Here is a 19249-nt window from a genome sequence, read left to right on the forward strand (position 1 = left end):
GAGTCAGTTTTGTTTCTCTACACGAATAACGTAAACCACCAGGATTTAAGAGGTGCGCAATGAGTGCGACAGCAGCATCGACAGCGCCACAGAATAAATCACTCGAGTGGATGAACCGCCTTCGCGCCAACCCTAAGATCCCGTTGATTGTGGCAGGCGCTGCCGCCATTGCGATCGTTGTCGCGATGGTCTTATGGGCAAAAAGCCCCGATTACCGCACGCTCTACAGCAACCTTTCCGACCAGGATGGCGGTGCCATCGTCACCCAGTTGACCCAGATGAACATCCCGTATCGCTTTGCCGATAACGGCGGTGCACTTGAAGTACCGGCAGATAAAGTGCACGAGCTTCGCCTGCGTCTCGCCCAGCAGGGGCTGCCGAAAGGCGGCGCGGTTGGGTTTGAGCTGCTGGATCAGGAAAAATTCGGCATCAGCCAGTTCAGCGAGCAGGTTAACTACCAGCGCGCGCTGGAAGGTGAGCTGGCCCGTACGATTGAAACCTTAGGCCCGGTGAAAAGTGCCCGTGTGCACCTGGCGATGCCTAAGCCGTCCCTGTTTGTCCGCGAACAAAAGTCCCCTTCTGCCTCTGTGACCGTTAACCTCGAACCTGGCCGTGCGCTGGATGAAGGGCAGATCAGCGCCGTCACGCACCTGGTCTCCAGCGCGGTGGCCGGTCTGCCGCCGGGTAACGTCACGCTGGTGGATCAGAGTGGTCATCTGCTGACGCAGTCCAACACCGCCGGGCGCGATCTCAACGACGCCCAGCTGAAATACGCCGCCGACGTGGAAGGCCGTCTTCAGCGTCGCATTGAAGCGATTCTGGGCCCGGTGGTCGGCAGCAGCAATGTGCACGCGCAGGTCACCGCGCAGATTGATTTCTCGAATAAAGAACAGACCGAAGAGCAGTACGCTCCGAACGGGGATGCCTCCCGCGCCGTGTTACGCTCGCGTCAGATCAATGAGTCGGAACAGGTCGGCGGCCAATATCCTGGCGGTGTGCCGGGTGCGCTCTCTAACCAGCCTGCACCTGCCAACGCCGCGCCAATCTCCACCCCGCCGGCAAACCCGCAGAACGGTCAGCAAACGAATCAGCAGACGACCTCGACCGCGAACAGTGCCGGCCCGCGTAACAGCAGCCGTAACGAAACGACCAACTACGAAGTCGACCGGACCATCCGCCATACCAAACTGAACACGGGCGATATTCAGCGTCTCTCTGTTGCCGTGGTGGTGAACTACAAAACGCTGCCGGACGGTAAACCGCTGCCGCTCACGGCGGAGCAGATGAAGCAGATCGAAGATTTGACCCGCGAAGCGATGGGCTTCTCTGAAAAACGTGGCGATACCCTCAACGTTGTGAACTCACCGTTCAACCCGGTGGATGAGACCGGTGGCGAACTGCCGTTCTGGCAACAGCAGGCGTTCTTCGATCAGCTGATGTCCGCAGGCCGCTGGCTGCTGGTGCTGATTGTCGCGTGGCTGCTGTGGCGTAAGGGCGTTCGTCCTCAGCTACAGCGTCGTGCTGAAGCCGAGAAAGCCGCGCTGGAACAGAAGAACGCGCGTCCGGACGAGGAAGAAGCGGTTGAAGTTCGTCTCAGCAAAGATGAACAGATGCAGCAGCGTCGTGCTAACCAGCGCATGGGCGCAGAGGTGATGAGCCAGCGCATTCGCGAAATGTCAGATAACGATCCGCGCGTCGTCGCGCTGGTCATCCGCGGTTGGATGGGTAACGAACATGAGTAATACGCTTACAGGCACCGATAAGAGCGTCATCCTGCTGATGACCATTGGCGAAGATCGCGCGGCGGAGGTGTTTAAACACCTCTCCCAGCGAGAAGTGCAGATCCTCAGCGCGGCGATGGCCAACGTGCGCCAGATCTCTAACAAGCAGCTGACCGAGGTGCTGGCGGAGTTTGAGCAGGAAGCCGAGCAGTTTGCCGCCCTCAACGTCAACGCCAACGAATACCTGCGCTCCGTGCTGGTTAAGGCGCTGGGCGAAGAGCGCGCCGCCAGCCTGCTGGAAGATATTCTCGAAACGCGCGACACCGCCAGTGGGATCGAAACGCTCAACTTTATGGAGCCGCAAAGCGCCGCCGATCTTATTCGCGACGAGCACCCGCAGATTATCGCCACCATTCTGGTCCACCTCAAACGGGGCCAGGCGGCCGATATTCTGGCGCTGTTCGACGAGCGCCTGCGCCACGACGTGATGCTGCGTATCGCCACCTTCGGCGGCGTCCAGCCAGCCGCGCTGGCGGAGCTGACCGAAGTGCTGAACAACCTGCTCGACGGCCAGAACCTCAAGCGCAGCAAAATGGGCGGCGTGAGAACGGCAGCGGAAATCATCAACCTGATGAAAACGCAGCAGGAAGAGGCGGTTATTACGGCGGTACGCGAGTTCGACGGCGAGCTGGCGCAGAAAATTATCGACGAGATGTTCCTGTTCGAAAACCTGGTCGAAGTGGACGACCGCAGCATCCAGCGCCTGCTTCAGGAGGTGGACTCCGAATCGCTGCTTATCGCCCTCAAAGGCGCCGAGCAGCCGCTGCGCGAGAAGTTCCTGCGCAACATGTCCCAGCGTGCGGCCGATATCCTGCGCGACGACCTGGCCAACCGTGGCCCGGTACGTCTGTCTCAGGTGGAAAACGAACAGAAAGCGATCCTGCTTATTGTTCGTCGACTGGCCGAAACCGGCGAGATGGTGATTGGCAGCGGAGACGACACCTATGTCTGATGAACTGTCGTGGAAGCGCTGGACGCCTGACGACCTCTCCCCTCCCAGCGCAGAGTTCACCCCTGCCGTTGTGTCGTCCGACGAGGGCGACGCCGGGGCGGGCGAACCCGAGCTGAGTGAAGAGGAACAGCGCGCCCAGTTGCTGGCCCAGATGCAAATGCAGGCGCACGAACAGGGCTTCAATGCAGGGATGAACGAAGGCCGTCAGACCGGGCACGCACAGGGTTATCAGGAAGGGCTGGCGAAAGGTTTAGAGCAGGGCATCGAGCAGGCGCGCCAGCAGCAGGCGCCGCTACATGCTCGCATGCAGCAGCTGGTGAGCGAGTTTCAGCATACGCTGGATGCGCTCGACAGCGTGATTGCCTCGCGCCTGATGCAGATGGCGCTGGAGGCGGCCCGTCAGGTAATCGGCCAGACGCCGGTAGTGGATAACGCCGCGCTGATTAAGCAGATCCAGGGGCTGCTCCAGCAGGAGCCGCTGTTCAGCGGCAAACCGCAGCTGCGCGTTCATCCTGATGATTTGCAGCGCGTGGAAGAGAGCCTCGGCGCGACGCTGAGCCTGCACGGCTGGCGGCTGCGCGGCGATCCGTCACTTCATCACGGAGGCTGTAAGGTCTCGGCGGATGAGGGCGATCTGGATGCCAGCGTCGCGACCCGCTGGCAGGAACTGTGCCGCCTGGCGGCACCGGGAGTCGTCTGATGACCGCTCGCCTTACGCGCTGGCTTAACACGCTTGATAATTTTGAAACGAAGATGGCGCAGCTGCCATCCGTTCGTCGTTATGGACGCCTGACGCGCGCCACCGGTCTGGTTCTGGAAGCCACGGGGCTGCAACTTCCGCTCGGCGCCACCTGCGTGATTGAGCGTCAGGACGGGGGCGACACGCGTGAAGTGGAAAGCGAAGTGGTCGGGTTCAACGGTCAGCGCCTGTTTCTGATGCCCCTTGAAGAAGTGGAAGGGATTTTGCCCGGCGCCCGCGTCTACGCGAAAAACATTAGCGGTGACGGCCTGCAAAGCGGCAAACAGCTCCCGCTCGGTCCGGCGCTGCTGGGCCGCGTCCTGGACGGAAGCGGCAAACCGCTCGATGGCCTGCCCTCCCCTGATACCACCGAAACCGGCGCGCTGATCACCCAACCCTTCAACCCGCTGCAACGCACGCCAATCGAGCACGTACTGGATACCGGCGTGCGGCCGATTAACGCCCTGCTCACCGTGGGACGCGGCCAGCGTATGGGGCTGTTTGCCGGCTCCGGCGTGGGTAAATCGGTCCTGCTCGGCATGATGGCGCGTTATACCCAGGCGGACGTGATCGTCGTTGGCCTGATTGGTGAGCGTGGTCGCGAAGTCAAAGATTTCATTGAAAACATTCTGGGTACGGAGGGCCGCGCCCGCTCGGTGGTGATCGCGGCGCCTGCGGACGTGTCGCCGCTGCTGCGTATGCAGGGTGCCGCCTACGCCACGCGTATTGCGGAAGATTTCCGCGACCGGGGCCAGCACGTGCTGCTGATTATGGACTCCCTGACCCGCTACGCGATGGCGCAGCGTGAGATTGCGCTGGCCATCGGCGAGCCGCCCGCGACCAAAGGCTACCCGCCGTCGGTCTTCGCCAAGCTCCCGGCGTTGGTTGAGCGCGCGGGGAACGGCATCAGCGGCGGCGGCTCCATCACCGCGTTCTATACGGTACTGACCGAAGGTGATGACCAGCAGGACCCGATTGCCGACTCCGCGCGCGCGATCCTCGACGGCCATATCGTGCTGTCGCGCCGTCTGGCCGAAGCCGGGCACTACCCGGCGATTGATATTGAAGCGTCGATCAGCCGTGCGATGACGGCCTTGATCACCGAGCAACACTACGCCCGCGTGCGTAACTTCAAACAACTGCTCTCCAGCTTCCAGCGCAACCGCGATCTGGTAAGCGTCGGGGCGTACGCCAAAGGCAGCGACCCGATGCTCGATAAAGCGATTGCCCTCTGGCCGCAGCTGGAGGCATTTCTGCAACAGGGTATTTTTGAACGCGCCGACTGGGAAGATTCCCTCCAGGCACTGGAGCTGATTTTCCCGCAGGTGTAACACAGGTGGAGGGCGAAGGTCATGGCGCAGAACAGCGCGTTATCAACGCTGAAAGATCTGGCTGAAAAAGAAGTTGATGATGCCGCATTGCAGCTTGGCGCAATGCGACGCGGGTGCCAGCAGGCTGAAGAACAGTTGAAGATGTTAATCGACTATCAGCATGAATATCGCACCAACCTTAACACCGACATGACGCAGGGCATTGGTAGCCAGCGCTGGATTAACTATCAGCAGTTTATCCAGACGCTGGAAAAGGCGATTGAACAGCATCGCCAGCAGCTCAACCAGTGGACGCAAAAAGTCGATACCGCGCTGAATTTCTGGCGCGAGAAAAAACAGCGGTTGCAGGCCTGGCAAACCCTACAGGACCGGCAGATTGCAGCCTCGACCCTGGCGGAAAACCGTCTGGATCAGAAAAAAATGGATGAGTTTGCCCAGCGCGCATCAATGAGGAAACCTGAATGATCACACTGCAACAACTGCTGATGACCGACAGCGACCCGTCCGGCGGCACGCTTGCCGGGAAAGGCGCTGAGGGCGCGCAAGATTTTCTCTCTCTGCTGGCGGGCGCGCTGACCGAGACCACTGGCAAAGGCAAAGATGCCCCGCTGACGCTGGCGGATCTGAAAGCGGCGGGCAGCAAGCTCTCGACAGCGGCAAAGGAAAAAAACGGTGATACCACGCTCCAGGCCAAAATCGCCGAACTGCTCTCCCGTCAGGAGACTCTAACTGATGAAGATACCGCCGTCTCCCTGCAAAGCCTCGTCTCCGGCCTAAAACCCGCCGCGAATACGGATGCGCTGAAGGCGCTAACCCAGCCGGAGGCGAAAACAAACAGCGAGACCACGACTGAAGAAGAGGAGCTGGCCGGGTTAAGCGCGCTGATGGCGATGTTACCGCACCAGCAGACCACCACCCCGGTAGCGACGCAGCCTGCGAGCACCGGGGAGATCGCCCCCCGTGCCGCCCTCCCCTCTGCGCTAGCCCAGACGGATAACGGCCAGCATCAGCCGCTTAGCCATGCGTTAACGGGTCAGGAAAAAATGCCGGTTCAGGACAGCGACACCTCGCTGCCCGCCACGGCAGCCGTTACGCCAGCCGTCGCCGCCGTCGCGGAGAAGCAGGACGTAGCGAGCGCGGCGTCGCCTGCCGCCAGCCCAACCGCGACGCTGGCCCCGATCGTCAGTCACCTGGCGCCTTCACAGCCTGCCGCTACAGTTGCGACAGCGCCGGTGTTAAGCCAGCCGCTGGGCACGCACGAATGGCAGCAGAATCTGAGCCAGCACATCACCCTGTTCACCAGACAGGGACAGCAGACCGCAGAGCTGCGTCTGCACCCGGAAGATCTGGGTCAGGTGCAAATTTCGCTTAAGCTGGATGACAACCAGGCACAGTTGCAGATGGTTTCGCCCCACAGCCACGTTCGCGCGGCGCTGGAAGCGGCCCTACCGATCCTGCGCACGCAGCTTGCGGAAAACGGCATTCAGCTTTCCCAAAGCAGCGTCAGCAGAGAGGGCTTTACCGGGCAGCAGCAGTCCTCATCCGGGCAGCAACAGCACGCTTCGCGTTCCGGCCAGCATGGCGGGTTTAACGATGAGAGTGAAGAGTTATTGCCTGCCCCTGCCGCCCTGCAATCCGCCGCGCGCGGCAGCCGTGCCGTAGACATCTTTGCCTAAACGCCAGAGGTAACGTGATTATCCCCGTCTTTTCCACGCTTTGACCTAAGCCGGACACGGGATAATCACCGTATTAAGCTGTACCGAAACAGGAAGCTCGTATCAGATGACAGACTCCGCTATCACCAAAAAAAGCAAGCGTTCCATCTGGATCCCGCTGCTGGTGTTGATTACCCTCGCGGCCTGCGCCACCGCAGGCTACAGTTACTGGCGTATGCAGCAGGAACCCTCCAGCGCGGCCGCCAAAGCTGAAGCGCCGCCTCCACCGGCGCCGGTCTTCTACCCGCTGGATACGTTCACCGTGAACCTGGGCGATGCGGATCGCGTGCTTTACGTGGGTATTACGCTGCGTCTGAAAGATGAAGCGACCCGTGCACGTCTGAACGACTACCTGCCAGAAGTGCGTAGCCGTCTGCTGCTGCTGTTTTCTCGTCAGGATGCCTCCGCGCTCGCCACCGATGTGGGCAAGCAAAAGCTGGTCGATGCCATCAAACAGACGCTGGCGACCCCGCTGGTAAACGGCCAACCTAAGCAGGAAGTCACTGACGTTCTGTATACAGCCTTCATTCTGCGGTAACGACATGGGCGACAGTATTCTTTCTCAGGCAGAAATCGATGCGCTGCTCAACGGCGACAGCGATAAGAGTGACGAACCGAAACCGGGTCTGACCGGCGACGATAATATTCGTCCCTACGATCCCAATACCCAGCGTCGCGTGGTGCGCGAGCGTTTACAGGCGCTGGAGATCATCAACGAACGTTTCGCACGTCAGTTCCGTATGGGGCTGTTTAACCTGCTGCGTCGTAGCCCGGATATCACCGTCGGTGCCATCCGCATTCAGCCGTATCATGAGTTTGCCCGCAACCTGCCGGTGCCAACCAACCTTAACCTGATCCATCTGAAACCGCTGCGCGGTACCGGCCTGGTGGTGTTTTCGCCAAGCCTGGTGTTCATCGCAGTGGACAACCTGTTCGGTGGCGATGGTCGTTTCCCGACCAAAGTGGAAGGCCGCGAGTTTACCCATACCGAACAGCGCGTGATTAACCGCATGCTGAAGCTGGCGCTGGAATCCTACAGCGACGCGTGGAAAGCGATTAATCCGCTGGAAGTGGAGTACGTGCGTTCCGAGATGCAGGTGAAATTTACCAACATCACCACCTCCCCGAATGACATCGTCGTGAATACCCCGTTCCACGTCGAGATCGGCAACCTGACGGGCGAGTTCAACATCTGCCTGCCGTTCAGCATGATTGAACCGCTGCGCGAACTGCTGGTGAACCCGCCGCTGGAGAACTCACGTCACGAAGATCAGAACTGGCGTGAGAACCTGGTGCGTCAGGTGCAGCACTCGCAGCTGGAGCTGGTAGCCAACTTTGCCGACATCTCCATGCGGTTATCGCAGATCCTGAAATTACAACCCGGCGACGTTTTGCCGATAGATAAACCCGACCGCATTATTGCCCATGTGGATGGCGTACCCGTGCTGACAAGCCAGTACGGCACGATTAACGGCCAGTATGCGTTACGCGTTGAGCACTTGATCAACCCGATTTTGAATTCGCTGAATGAGGAACAGCCCAAATGAGTGACATGAACAATCCGTCCGATGAAAACAGCGGAGCACTGGACGATCTGTGGGCTGACGCGTTAAACGAGCAGAAAACGACGCCGACGAAAAGCGCGGCAGACGCGGTCTTTCAGCAGTTAGGCGGCGGCGACGTCAGCGGCACGTTGCAGGACATCGACCTGATTATGGACATTCCGGTCAAGCTCACCGTTGAGCTGGGTCGTACCCGCATGACCATTAAAGAGCTGCTGCGCCTGACGCAGGGTTCCGTGGTGGCGCTTGACGGTTTAGCGGGTGAGCCGCTGGATATTCTGATCAACGGCTACCTGATTGCACAAGGCGAAGTGGTGGTGGTGGCCGATAAATACGGCGTACGTATCACCGACATCATTACCCCTTCCGAACGTATGCGTCGTCTGAGCCGTTAAGTATGAAAACCCAGGCAACACTGTCCGCGCCCTCCGCCGTACCCGGCTCACCGCTGCTCCAGGTGAGCGGCGCGCTGTTCGGTATTATTGCCTTTATCCTTATCGCCGCCTGGCTGGCAAAGCGTTTCGGTCTGGCGGGGAAAACGGCCGGTACCCGCGGGTTGAAGGTCAGCGCCAGCACCCCGCTAGGACCGCGCGAACGCGTGGTCATTGTGGAGGTGGAAGATGCGCGACTGGTGCTGGGCGTGACCGCCTCCAGCATTAACGTTCTTCACACGCTGCCCCCTGCGCCTGCCACGGTGGAGGCTAACGCCCAGGCCCCTGCGGATTTCCAGTCCGTTATGAAGAGTTTGCTCAAGCGTCCCGGGAGATCCTGATGCGCCGTTTGTTATTCCTTACGCTGGCAGGCCTGGGCCTGTTCGCGCCCTCTGTGTATGCGCAACTGCCGGGGCTGGTTTCCACGCCGCTGGCGAACGGGGGACAAAGCTGGTCCCTGTCCGTGCAGACGCTGGTGTTCATCACCTCGCTGACCTTTATCCCGGCGATCTTGCTGATGATGACCAGCTTCACCCGCATCATCATTGTGTTTGGTCTGCTGCGAAATGCGCTCGGCACACCGTCCGCACCGCCCAATCAGGTGCTGCTGGGTTTAGCCCTGTTCCTGACCTTTTTCATTATGTCGCCGGTTATCGACAAGATTTACACCGAGGCGTACCAGCCGTTCAGCGAAGATAAAATTTCCATGCAGGTTGCCCTGGAAAAGGGGGCTCAGCCATTACGTGAATTTATGCTTCGCCAGACGCGCGAAGCGGATTTGGCCCTGTTTGCCCGTCTCGCTAACACGGGCGAGTTACAGGGACCGGAAGCGGTGCCGATGCGCATCCTGCTGCCAGCGTATGTCACCAGCGAGCTGAAAACCGCGTTCCAGATTGGCTTCACCATTTTCATTCCGTTCCTGATTATTGACCTGGTGATCGCCAGCGTCCTGATGGCGCTCGGGATGATGATGGTTCCGCCCGCGACCATTGCCCTGCCCTTTAAGATCATGCTGTTCGTGCTGGTCGACGGCTGGCAGCTGCTGGTCAGCTCGCTGGCGCAAAGTTTCTACAGTTGAGGAGCGCGCAATGACGCCTGAGTCGGTCATGATGATGGGCACGGAGGCGATGAAAGTCGCGATTGCCGTCGCCGCGCCCCTGCTGCTGGTTGCGCTAGTCACCGGTCTGATTATCAGTATTCTCCAGGCCGCCACGCAGATTAACGAAATGACCCTGTCGTTCATCCCGAAGATCATTGCCGTCTTCGTGGCGATTATCGTTGCCGGGCCATGGATGCTCAATTTGCTGCTGGACTATATGCGCAACCTGTTCACCAATCTGCCTTACATCATCGGCTGACGGACGATGCTGCATTTCACCAGCGATCAGTTTGTTCAGTGGCTCGGGATCTATTTCTGGCCGATGCTGCGCATCATGGCGCTGATCTCCACCGCCCCCATACTCAGTGAAAAGTCGGTGCCTAAACGCGTCAAAATTGGGCTGGGCATGGTTATCACGATTATCGTTGCCCCTTCCCTGCCGGCGGTGGATATTCCGATTTTTTCCCCGAACGCCGTCTGGATTGCCCTGCAACAGGTGATGATTGGCGTGGCGGTCGGGTTCACGATGCAGCTCGCCTTCGCCGCGGTACGAACGGCGGGTGAACTTATCGGTTTGCAAATGGGCCTGTCTTTCGCGACGTTCGTTGACCCGGGCAGCCACCTGAATATGCCCGTGCTGGCACGTATTATCGACCTGCTGGCGATGCTGTTGTTTCTCTCGTTCAACGGCCACCTGTGGCTCATCTCAGTGCTGGTGGACACCTTCCACACGCTGCCGATTGGCGACAACCCGGTCAACAGCAACGCGTTTCTGGCGCTGGTGAGGGCTGCCGGGCTGATCTTCCTCAACGGGCTGATGCTGGCGCTGCCGATCATTACCCTGCTGCTCACCGTTAACCTCGCATTAGGTTTACTCAACCGAATGGCTCCGCAGCTGTCGGTATTCGTCATCGGCTTTCCGGTGACGTTGACGGTTGGCCTTTTATTAATGTCATTATTGATGCCACTTATCGCCCCCTTCTGCGAACATTTATTCAGTGAGATATTCAATCTGTTAGCGGATATTGTTAGCGAACTACCACGCAAATAATAACCCGCAGTGTTTGCAATGTCTTTCTGAGGATATTCCTAAAAATAATCTCGAAAAACATCTACCAGGATATATCTGACGCGGTTTAAATGTTTCTAACCACCTCACAATACTTAATATTTACTTTACTTTAAGATGATTCCTGGCAAATTATACGTAACTTTACGGGATAGTGAGTTCGCCTGAAAGTCTTTGTCATGCTCACAGGTTTTATTAGATTTTTTCCATCCCGTATGGCTGTTTATGAGCTCTCAGGCAGGTGGTGAATTATCGTTACGCATTGAGTGAGGGTATGCCATGTCAACGATCATTATGGATTTATGCAGCTACACCCGGCTAGGGTTAACCGGGTACTTAGCAAGCAGAGGGGTTAGAAAGAGAGACATCAACGATGCACACACCGTTGAAGAACTCGCAGCCGCTTGTGACGCCCACAAGCCCGGCGTGGTGTTTATTAATGAGGACTGTTTCATTCACGACCCCGCTAACAGTCAGCACATTAAGCAGATCATTAATCAGCATCCTAAGACCCTGTTTATTGTTTTTATGGCGATCGCCAATATTCATTTCGATGAGTATTTGTTGGTGCGTAAAAACTTATTAATCAGCTCGAAATCGATTAAACCAGAGTCACTTGATGACATTCTGGGCGATTATTTGAATAAAGAAGTTAAGAATGTAGGGGCGATTAACTTACCCACCCTATCATTAAGCAGAACTGAATCAAGTATGCTAAGAATGTGGATGGCTGGACAAGGGACAATTCAGATCTCAGACCAGATGAATATCAAGGCAAAAACAGTATCGTCACACAAAGGAAATATTAAAAGGAAAATTAAAACGCATAATAAGCAAGTGATATACCATGTCGTACGCCTGACAGATAATGTGACGAATGGGATTTTCGTTAATATGCGCTAATTTGCACGGCCATGTTGTACCCTACCTTGATCTCTGGCCTGGCCAGAGATTTTGCTTTTAAGCAGCCGGAGCCGGGGAGAAGACGCCCCCGACGCCGCCCTATTCCGCCGTTTCCACAAAGATCCCATCCGGGTGCCCCAGTTCGTTGAAGAACCAGATGCCGAGCGGGTAATCTTCCAGCGACACCAGATACATTGTGCCTTCATTAAACTCTTCTATTGCCAGAACCACGCCCGGGCGGCGCGGCCCACCGTCCGTTTTGACGGTTACCCGATCGTTGACCTTCATACATTCCTCCTGTGGTTTTGAGCCAGTGTAGAACAAATTACATTGCCTGGCATCGCCGCCTGGCGCGAATGGCGTTTTTGTGTGCGGTCTATACTTAGCTGTTGAGACGGTTAAATGAGGAGCCCGCCATGAAGACTGACAAAGAGTACAGCGACACCATTAAGCGTGAGGTTGAAGTGGATGTCGATGCCCTGCTTGCCGCCATCAATCAAATTAGTGAGTCCGAAGTTCATCGCGCGGAGGATAATTCAGACCGTGTCGTGGTCAATGGTCGGGATTACCATACCTACCGTGAACTGGCTGAAGCATTCGAGCTGGATATCCATGACTTTAGCGTCTCGGAGACGAACCGCTAAGACGAAAAAAATCCCGGTCAAGGGGATGACCGGGATCAAACTTGCTTATGCAAGAAGCACTTGTAAATTCGTTACACCAGGAAATCTGATGCAGGTAAGACATTATCCCCAACAGAATTGTCTTACAAGCATATATTCTCTTAGCGAATATTATATTTTATACATGTGAATTTTGGTTATGAGTATAAACCTGCGCCGCGTGTGGGTTTGTCGGGATCGTTTCCACTTAAACGGCGCTTCAATGCCTATTTTTTTAAGATTTTTCTTAGGAAAAATCATTATCCGGGAGACATTATGCCTTCGCTTGAGGAGACTCTTCTTGTCTTTACCGACCTCGACGGCACGCTGTTGGATTTTCACACCCTTGACTGGCAGCCTGCGGCCCCGTGGCTGGAAAAATTAATGGATGAACAGATACCGGTCATTCTGTGCAGCAGCAAAACCGCGTCCGAGATGGATGACATCCAGCAGGAACTGGGGCTTGGCGGGCTGCCCTACATTGCGGAAAACGGCGCGGTGATCCAGCCTGACGTACGGTGGGAAAACGCCGCACGGTTCATCTCAGAAAAGAAGCATGACGATATCCGGCAGTGTATTGCCCGGGTACGCCAGGAGATGCATCTGAAATTCACCACCTTCGATGATGTGGACGAGCACGTAGTCGCCGAATGGACCGGGCTGAGCCGTCCCCGTTCGGTGCTTGCGCGCAAGCACGAGGCTTCCGTGACGCTGATCTGGCGTGACAGTGATGAACAAATGAGATACTTTGCCGCCGAACTCGCCCGGCAGCGGCTGAAGATCGTCCAGGGTGCACGCTTCTGGCATATTCTGGACACCTGCTGCGGCAAAGACGTGGCGGTTCACTGGCTTGTGGACCAGTATCGCCTGCACGAGGGCTACGAACCGACGACGCTGGGCCTGGGCGACGGCCCCAATGATGCCCCGCTGCTGGACAGCGTAGGCTTCGCCGTGGTGGTGAAAGGCTTCAACCGGGAGGGTATCAGCCTTATAAACAACGATCCAGCCCGGGTTTATCACACTCAGCACACCGGGCCGACCGGCTGGTGCGAGGGACTTGATTACTTTTTGAGGTGATCTTGCCAGATGACCCGGTTACGCCCGCGCTGTTTCGCCTCATACAGACGCGCATCGGCGGTGGATTGCAGATTTTCGAAGTGATAATTGCCCTTCTCCTGCGCACCAGAGACGCCAAACGACGCACTCACGCGCAGGGTGGTACTTTTCTTAATCAGGATCTCTTTGCTGTCGATACGCTCGCGGATCTGCTCTGCGACTTCCGCCGCCTCTTCAAGCGTCATGCCGGGCAGCACCACACAGAACTCTTCCCCCCCGACACGTCCGGCAATATCTTTATCACGGAGGGTGCTGGCAATCAGCCCCGCGGCATGGGACAACACCTTATCACCCGCCTGATGCCCGAACCGATCATTGATACTCTTGAAACAGTCAAGATCGATCTGAATGACCGAGAAAGGCAGCGACTGCTGTTCACACTGCTTCGCCAGTATTTTCGCCTGATCAAACAGCGATCCACGATTATTCAGCCGGGTCAGAGGGTCATGCCAGGCCTGCCATTGCAGCGAGTTCTGCATCGAATACATATTACTGACCATGCGCCGGATCACCAGCCATGAGATGAGCAGCATCGCGGTGAACAGCGCCCAAAGCAATGCCAGCACAATGCTGATGCTACCGAAATCGCCGCGCACCCCTTCATCCAGGGTGTGCACGCGCAGGATGACGCCATCAAAATGGTCAAGACGCTCCCAGCTGACAAAACGACTCCCCAGACGAATGCCGCCTTCGGAATCCGATTCTATCGCGTGCGCTATTTGGGCTAATTCGCGCGCGTCAAAATGATTAACGTCCACAGCAGGTGACTCAGATGTCGCAAGCAGGGTAAGCCGGCTGTCATACAGCTGGTATTCCCCTTCCGGGTTATCGCCCACGGCTTCCACCAGCAGGCGACGCAGGGTGGCAAAGGTGAAATCCATCGCCACCACGCCATACCAGACGTGATGGTAATAAACCGGCACGCTGGCGGTAATCAGCGGCTTTTTGCCCACAAAAGAGGAAGGCGGCGAGATAAACCAGCGCACGGCACGCGCACGGTTTTCACGCTCGGACTGTTGGGTAAACCAGGGCTGAGTGACCAGATGATAATAGCGCTGCACGATATCGCTGGAATTTCCCGGCGTATCCGTTTCCAGAAAGAATCCGGCGCGAGAGACATAAATCACGCGCTCTTCGTTGCGGGAAGGGCTGGATGCCAGACGCAGTAAATACCCCACTTCAAGCGCCGCGGACAATTCATTATCAAGGTACTCATCATCACGGTTCAGAAGAGTGGTCTTTTCAACGAAGGCATCCGAAACACCGTTGATCGGTAATGTGCGCCGTTTATCAACCGCAATTTGCCAGGTGGGAGACGTGCGCAAATGCGCAAAACGCTTTACCGCATCATGCAGCGCGCCAAACGCCAGCGGCGTTTCCAGCGCATCATGCATGCTGTGGCGAAAAAACAGCATTTTATCGACGCTGAACTGAAGCTGTCTGTCCAGCGCACTGGCAACCGTTTCCAGATGGTTACGCTGGCTGGAGATATAAGCATCTTCCAGTACCACAACTTCGCGCCAGGTCAGGAGAGTGGAAAAAATCAGGACAACGATAAAACAGAGGTTAACAATCAAACTGGGATTGCTACGCTTATGCAGCCACTGCAAAAAAGATTGTTTTACAACAAAGGTATCGTGCTGCACACACACTCCCTGATTGTCGCTCACCATCCGATATGATAAGTCTTCTGCCAGTAAAAACGCCCGGCAAGGCCGGGCGTTGTGTGATTAAGCCTTGTCGCGTTTTTGCCTTTTATTAGCAGGCTGAAGCTCGTCTTCACGAAAAGCCTCCCGCTTAATGCCGTATCCATCATGCCACCGACACTCCACCATTCCGATGGAATACCCGGTGACGATCATGCCTGGACCACCATTTTTAGGCTTAACTTCATCACTGATCAAAAAGACCATACCTGCCTCCTGTATCAGGGTGAAACGTTTTCAATTTAGACGAGGAATAGTCTTTTTGCACCCGGGGTCAGCAATAATTAATGCGATTTCCCGCGTACTTTTTCAACCAACTTAACAACGGCTACCACAATCAGACCGACGATAAAGCCCAGCACGAGGTTAAGCAGTGTGGGCAGGATCGCAGCGACTACCGCTCCCTGGCCTGACGCAAAATGTTCAATCATGTGATGCAGCGAAGCAACACCGTGCACGATAATTCCGCCGCCGACCAGGAACATTGCCAGGGTTCCCACCACGGATAAGGTTTTCATCAGCCACGGCGCTACCACCAGCAGGCTTTTCCCGATGCCGCGCGCAATTGCGCTGGATTTTTTTTCCAGCCAGAATCCGATATCGTCCAGCTTGACGATCAGCCCGACCAGACCATAAACCCCTATCGTCACGAGGATCGCAATGCCGGACAGGATCAGCACCTGGTTCATCAGAGGGGCTTCTGAGACGATCCCCAGCGTAATCGCCACAATTTCGGCCGAGAGGATGAAGTCAGTACGGATCGCGCCTTTGACCTTATCGCGCTCGAACGTTTTTGGATCCTGCGCGGCCAGCGCTTCCAGACGCTGCTGGCGCATTTCCGGGGTGTCTTTCTCTTTGCGTGCAGCGAACATATGCAACACTTTTTCGGCACCCTCGAAGCACAGGAACGCCCCGCCAATCATCAGCAGGGGCGTAATGGCCCAGGGTATAAAGGCGCTAATCAGCAACGCCAGCGGAACGAGGATCACCTTGTTAATAAAGGACCCTTTCGCTACGCCCCACACCACCGGCAACTCACGGTTCGCCCGCACGCCGCTGACCTGCTGCGCGTTCAACGACAAATCATCTCCCAGTACCCCGGCGGTTTTTTTCGCCGCCAGTTTTCCCATAACCGAAATGTCATCCAGCAAGGTGGCGATATCATCCAGCAATGTTAATAAGCTACTTCCTGCCAAAATCTCTATCCTTCTTTTTTTGCTAATTAAGTGAATAGTATGGAACAAAACTCACCGCCCGGAAACAGGCACCTCACGTCAACAAAAATTTCACATTAACTACACAATTAAAGCACTCGCCAGCCCGATAGTTTTGGCGTTAACTATGAGCGAACTTTTTATTTCGTCGTGAGGGACTATGCGTTTTCGGCATTTATTACCGCTCATTGGAGCACTCTTTTCTCTTTATATCATCTGGGGATCCACCTATTTTGTCATTCGTATAGGCGTGGAAAGCTGGCCCCCGCTGATGATGGCCGGTATTCGTTTCCTTACGGCCGGCGTGCTGCTGATGGCATTTTTATTGCTGCGCGGCCACAGGCTACCGCCGCTGCGTCCCTTGCTTAACGCCGCCCTGATTGGCCTGCTGCTGCTGGCGGTGGGCAATGGCGCGGTAACCGTCGCCGAGCACCAGAACGTACCGTCGGGCATCGCCGCCGTGGTCGTCGCGACCGTGCCGCTGTTTACGCTCTGCTTTAGTCGTCTCTTCGGGATCCGCACCCGTAAGCTCGAATGGCTGGGCATCGCGATTGGGCTTGTGGGTATCATCCTGCTGAACAGCGGCGGTAACCTGAGCGGGAACCCCTGGGCTGCCGTTCTGATCATGATCGGCTCCATGAGCTGGGCCTTCGGCTCGGTCTACGGTTCCCGCATCGAGCTGCCTTCCGGGATGATGGCGGGTGCCATTGAGATGCTCGCGGCAGGCATTGTGCTGCTGATGGCCTCCGCGTTGACGGGTGAAAAACTGACGGCGATGCCAGACCTTTCAGGTTTCCTGGCCGTCGGGTATCTGGCGCTGTTTGGCTCCATTATCGCCATTAACGCCTATATGTACCTGATCCGCAACGTCTCACCGGCGGTTGCCACCAGCTACGCCTACGTTAACCCGGTGGTGGCCGTGCTGCTGGGTACCGGTTTTGCGGGCGAAGTGCTGTCGACGATTGAATGGCTGGCGCTGGGCGTGATTGTCTTTGCCGTGGTGCTGGTCACGCTGGGTAAATATTTGCTGCCCGCGAAACCGATTGTTACGACGTGTGAGGTGGAGAAACCGTGATCGGGTGAATGCCCTGGGTATCGATCTGCGCGGCCTGACCGCCGCCGCAGATCCACTCTTCCAGCCGCTCCGTCAGTTCCACGTCATTCAGCTTCATTCTTCCGCGCAGCGCGCACTCCCAGACAATCAGCACCCGCCAGCCCTGAGCGTAAAGCTGCGAAACATCGCGTTTATCACGCTCGACGTTCCTGCCAATTTTGTCCAGCCAGAAGTCGGTGCGTGTCGCCGGGACTTTAAACAGATAGCAGTCATGATGATGCCAGAAACAGCCGTGGGTAAAGATGATGCACTGGTACGCGTCGATGACGAAATCAGGACGCCCGGCAAGCGTGGCATCCTGAACCCTGAATTCAAACCCGACGGCGGTCAGGAGGCCCGCGATCCGTTTTTCGATCGCGGTATCACGCGTGCCGATGGCACGCATGTTTTTACTGCGCGTGGCCTTATTGTGAACGTCCGCCATTGACGGCCTCACTCTGACGAAGCTGAACGGCCTTGCTGATACGTGAGGCCAGCAGTTTAGCTACGGCGGCAAAGGCGGGCACTACCACCGAGTTGCCAAACTGACGATAGGCCTGGGTGTCCGACACGGGGATGCGAAAACTGTAGCCCTGCGGCGTCTCAAAGCCCATTAAGCGAGCGCACTCGCGCGGCGTTAAGCGCCGCGGTCGGTGCTGTTGGTTCTGTGGATCGTCGAAATCTTTTTCGCCCAGCGCCTTATCCCAGCCCCGATCGATAAGAATTTCCGCGCCATCTTTGTAATAGCGCGCCGACAGCGTACGCGTCACGCTGTCAGGATTAAGCGGATTGACCATGCCAAACCCAAAGCCATTGCCTTTGGCCTGATGCTTTTTGGCATAGCGATAGAGGTATTTCCACAGCACCGGGGTCAGAATGAATTTTGCATCGACGGCCGGCTCCAGCAGATCGGCTACCGTCGGGCGGCGCGCCGGATACAGCGAAGGCAAATCACGCAGCGTAAAATCGCCTTTCAGGTTGAGATCGCGGCGGAAGCCCACCAGCACAATACGTTCGCGGTGCTGTGGCAGGAAGTGTTTACCGTCGATAATTTTCGGATCGTCCGGCCCCATATCCTCTGCATCCGCCACGTCGTAACCCAGTTCATCCAGCGTTTGCATGATAATGCGGAAGGTTTTGCCGCCGTCATGACTCTTTAAATTCTTGACGTTCTCCAGCACAAAAATTGCCGGGCGGCGGGCATCAATAATCCGGGCAACGTCAAAAAACAGTGTGCCCTGCGTATCACAGGCAAAGCCGTGTGCGCGTCCCAGCGCGTTCTTTTTCGACACGCCAGCCAGCGAGAACGGCTGACACGGAAAGCCTGCCAGCAGCACATCGTGCGCCGGAATGGTATTGCGAATGTGTTCGGCGGCCTCTTCATCGCTGACGCCAGTTTTGTGGCTCAGCGTGACATCACGAATATCCGCGTTGAACTGGTGCGCGTCGGGGTCGCAATACCAGTTGGCTTTATAGGTACGGACGGCATGTTTATTCCATTCACTGGTGAACACACACTGCCCGCCAATAGCTTCAAAGCCATGGCGAATGCCGCCGATACCGGCAAAGAGATCGATAAATCGAAAGGCATAATTCGGATGCGCAGCAGGAGGACGCGGCAGCAGGTTGCGCAGATAACGGAACTCGCCGTCGCTCAGGCGGTGCCCTGCCCTGTCGCTTATCAGCAACCGCTTGAGTATCGCCGGGCTCCAGTGACTCTCGCCATGGGCCACCAGCTGGTTTGCCAGCGTTTTAGCATCATACATTTCCAGCAGCTGACGCAGGAGTGCCTGCACGGCTGCCGTTGATTTCTCAACCCGCTCAGGCGCGGGCACAGTCACTGATCGATTTTCCTGCATTCTCTTAACCGGACAAT

The 19249-nt window shown here is 56.7% G+C and carries 22 protein-coding genes and 1 pseudogene; 17 read left to right on the forward strand and 6 right to left on the reverse strand.

Features of this window, described 5'->3' with window-relative positions; genetic code table 11:
- The first annotated feature begins 59 nt into the window (after positions 1-59).
- The 14 genes and pseudogenes from fliF to rcsA all read left to right on the forward strand — a co-directional run bounded on the left by fliF (position 60) and on the right by rcsA (position 11582).
- Positions 60-1742, forward strand: coding sequence for a flagellar basal-body MS-ring/collar protein FliF (fliF, locus tag O1724_RS14515; protein WP_099544398.1), 1683 nt, complete (start codon positions 60-62; stop codon positions 1740-1742).
- Entirely contained in the window at positions 1735-2733 is a 999-nt protein-coding gene (gene fliG / locus O1724_RS14520) for a flagellar motor switch protein FliG (RefSeq protein ID WP_003859608.1), read from the forward strand. The genes fliF and fliG overlap by 8 nt, the downstream gene beginning before the upstream one ends.
- Positions 2726-3433, forward strand: a complete 708-nt coding sequence (fliH, locus tag O1724_RS14525; protein WP_045330338.1) for a flagellar assembly protein FliH — start codon at positions 2726-2728, stop codon at positions 3431-3433. Before fliG ends, fliH begins: the two co-directional genes overlap by 8 nt.
- Positions 3433-4803, forward strand: a complete 1371-nt coding sequence (fliI, locus tag O1724_RS14530) for a flagellar protein export ATPase FliI (protein ID WP_003859604.1) — start codon at positions 3433-3435, stop codon at positions 4801-4803. Before fliH ends, fliI begins: the two co-directional genes overlap by 1 nt.
- 21 nt (positions 4804-4824) lie before the next feature.
- On the forward strand, positions 4825-5268 hold the full coding sequence (gene fliJ, locus O1724_RS14535; RefSeq protein WP_006811155.1) for a flagellar export protein FliJ: 444 nt from the start codon (positions 4825-4827) through the stop codon (positions 5266-5268).
- Complete coding sequence (gene fliK / locus O1724_RS14540) at positions 5265-6479, forward strand: flagellar hook length control protein FliK (RefSeq protein ID WP_126297394.1); 1215 nt, start codon at positions 5265-5267, stop codon at positions 6477-6479. Before fliJ ends, fliK begins: the two co-directional genes overlap by 4 nt.
- A gap of 106 nt (positions 6480-6585) precedes the next feature.
- Entirely contained in the window at positions 6586-7056 is a 471-nt protein-coding gene (gene fliL, locus O1724_RS14545) for a flagellar basal body-associated protein FliL (protein ID WP_003859598.1), read from the forward strand.
- 4 nt (positions 7057-7060) lie between these two features.
- Positions 7061-8065, forward strand: a complete 1005-nt coding sequence (gene fliM, locus O1724_RS14550) for a flagellar motor switch protein FliM (protein WP_003859594.1) — start codon at positions 7061-7063, stop codon at positions 8063-8065.
- Entirely contained in the window at positions 8062-8475 is a 414-nt protein-coding gene (fliN, locus tag O1724_RS14555) for a flagellar motor switch protein FliN (RefSeq protein ID WP_003859592.1), read from the forward strand. Before fliM ends, fliN begins: the two co-directional genes overlap by 4 nt.
- Positions 8476-8477: 2 nt before the next feature.
- Positions 8478-8852, forward strand: a complete 375-nt coding sequence (gene fliO / locus O1724_RS14560; protein ID WP_003859591.1) for a flagellar biosynthetic protein FliO — start codon at positions 8478-8480, stop codon at positions 8850-8852.
- Positions 8852-9589, forward strand: a complete 738-nt coding sequence (fliP, locus tag O1724_RS14565; RefSeq protein WP_003859589.1) for a flagellar type III secretion system pore protein FliP — start codon at positions 8852-8854, stop codon at positions 9587-9589. The genes fliO and fliP overlap by 1 nt, the downstream gene beginning before the upstream one ends.
- 10 nt (positions 9590-9599) lie before the next feature.
- Complete coding sequence (fliQ, locus tag O1724_RS14570) at positions 9600-9869, forward strand: flagellar biosynthesis protein FliQ (protein ID WP_003859587.1); 270 nt, start codon at positions 9600-9602, stop codon at positions 9867-9869.
- A gap of 6 nt (positions 9870-9875) precedes the next feature.
- Positions 9876-10668: pseudogene (gene fliR / locus O1724_RS14575) on the forward strand (flagellar biosynthetic protein FliR); the annotation flags it as partial.
- A gap of 290 nt (positions 10669-10958) precedes the next feature.
- Positions 10959-11582, forward strand: a complete 624-nt coding sequence (gene rcsA / locus O1724_RS14580; RefSeq protein ID WP_003859584.1) for a transcriptional regulator RcsA — start codon at positions 10959-10961, stop codon at positions 11580-11582.
- Between the two features lie 99 nt (positions 11583-11681).
- On the opposite strand, the gene dsrB is transcribed toward rcsA, so the two are convergent.
- A complete protein-coding gene (gene dsrB / locus O1724_RS14585; RefSeq protein ID WP_003859583.1) occupies positions 11682-11870 on the reverse strand; it encodes a protein DsrB in 189 nt (62 codons plus the stop codon).
- Positions 11871-11998: 128 nt separating this feature from the next.
- Here dsrB and yodD point away from each other — a divergent pair, with 128 nt between their 5' ends.
- Together yodD and O1724_RS14595 are read left to right on the forward strand one after the other, a co-directional pair.
- Complete coding sequence (gene yodD / locus O1724_RS14590) at positions 11999-12226, forward strand: YodD family peroxide/acid resistance protein (RefSeq protein WP_126297396.1); 228 nt, start codon at positions 11999-12001, stop codon at positions 12224-12226.
- A 294-nt stretch (positions 12227-12520) separates the two neighbouring features.
- Positions 12521-13321 carry a mannosyl-3-phosphoglycerate phosphatase-related protein gene (locus tag O1724_RS14595; RefSeq protein WP_003859579.1) on the forward strand — a complete coding sequence of 267 codons (801 nt, stop codon included), beginning with the start codon at positions 12521-12523 and terminating at the stop codon, positions 13319-13321.
- Here O1724_RS14595 and dgcQ read toward each other — a convergent pair.
- From dgcQ to O1724_RS14610, 3 genes are all read right to left on the reverse strand, one after another.
- Positions 13306-15006, reverse strand: a complete 1701-nt coding sequence (dgcQ, locus tag O1724_RS14600; protein ID WP_003859577.1) for a cellulose biosynthesis regulator diguanylate cyclase DgcQ — start codon at positions 15004-15006, stop codon at positions 13306-13308. The genes O1724_RS14595 and dgcQ overlap by 16 nt on opposite strands.
- Positions 15007-15090: 84 nt before the next feature.
- The gene (locus O1724_RS14605) at positions 15091-15273 is read right to left on the reverse strand and encodes a YodC family protein (RefSeq protein WP_479983889.1); all 183 of its coding nucleotides are present in this window, start codon (positions 15271-15273) and stop codon (positions 15091-15093) included.
- A 77-nt stretch (positions 15274-15350) separates the two neighbouring features.
- Complete coding sequence (locus tag O1724_RS14610) at positions 15351-16262, reverse strand: DUF808 domain-containing protein (RefSeq protein WP_003859571.1); 912 nt, start codon at positions 16260-16262, stop codon at positions 15351-15353.
- A 178-nt stretch (positions 16263-16440) separates the two neighbouring features.
- On the opposite strand from O1724_RS14610, the gene yedA reads away from it, so the two are divergent.
- On the forward strand, positions 16441-17355 hold the full coding sequence (gene yedA, locus O1724_RS14615; RefSeq protein ID WP_003859569.1) for a drug/metabolite exporter YedA: 915 nt from the start codon (positions 16441-16443) through the stop codon (positions 17353-17355).
- Here yedA and O1724_RS14620 read toward each other — a convergent pair.
- Positions 17327-17818 carry a very short patch repair endonuclease gene (locus O1724_RS14620; RefSeq protein ID WP_023324908.1) on the reverse strand — a complete coding sequence of 164 codons (492 nt, stop codon included), beginning with the start codon at positions 17816-17818 and terminating at the stop codon, positions 17327-17329. The two genes, yedA and O1724_RS14620, sit on opposite strands and share 29 nt — an antisense overlap.
- Positions 17799-19232, reverse strand: a complete 1434-nt coding sequence (locus tag O1724_RS14625; RefSeq protein WP_057979973.1) for a DNA cytosine methyltransferase — start codon at positions 19230-19232, stop codon at positions 17799-17801. Before O1724_RS14625 ends, O1724_RS14620 begins: the two co-directional genes overlap by 20 nt.
- Between the last annotated feature and the right edge of the window lie 17 nt (positions 19233-19249).

Source organism: Enterobacter cloacae complex sp. HYC074_NIDB (genome assembly GCF_056673345.1).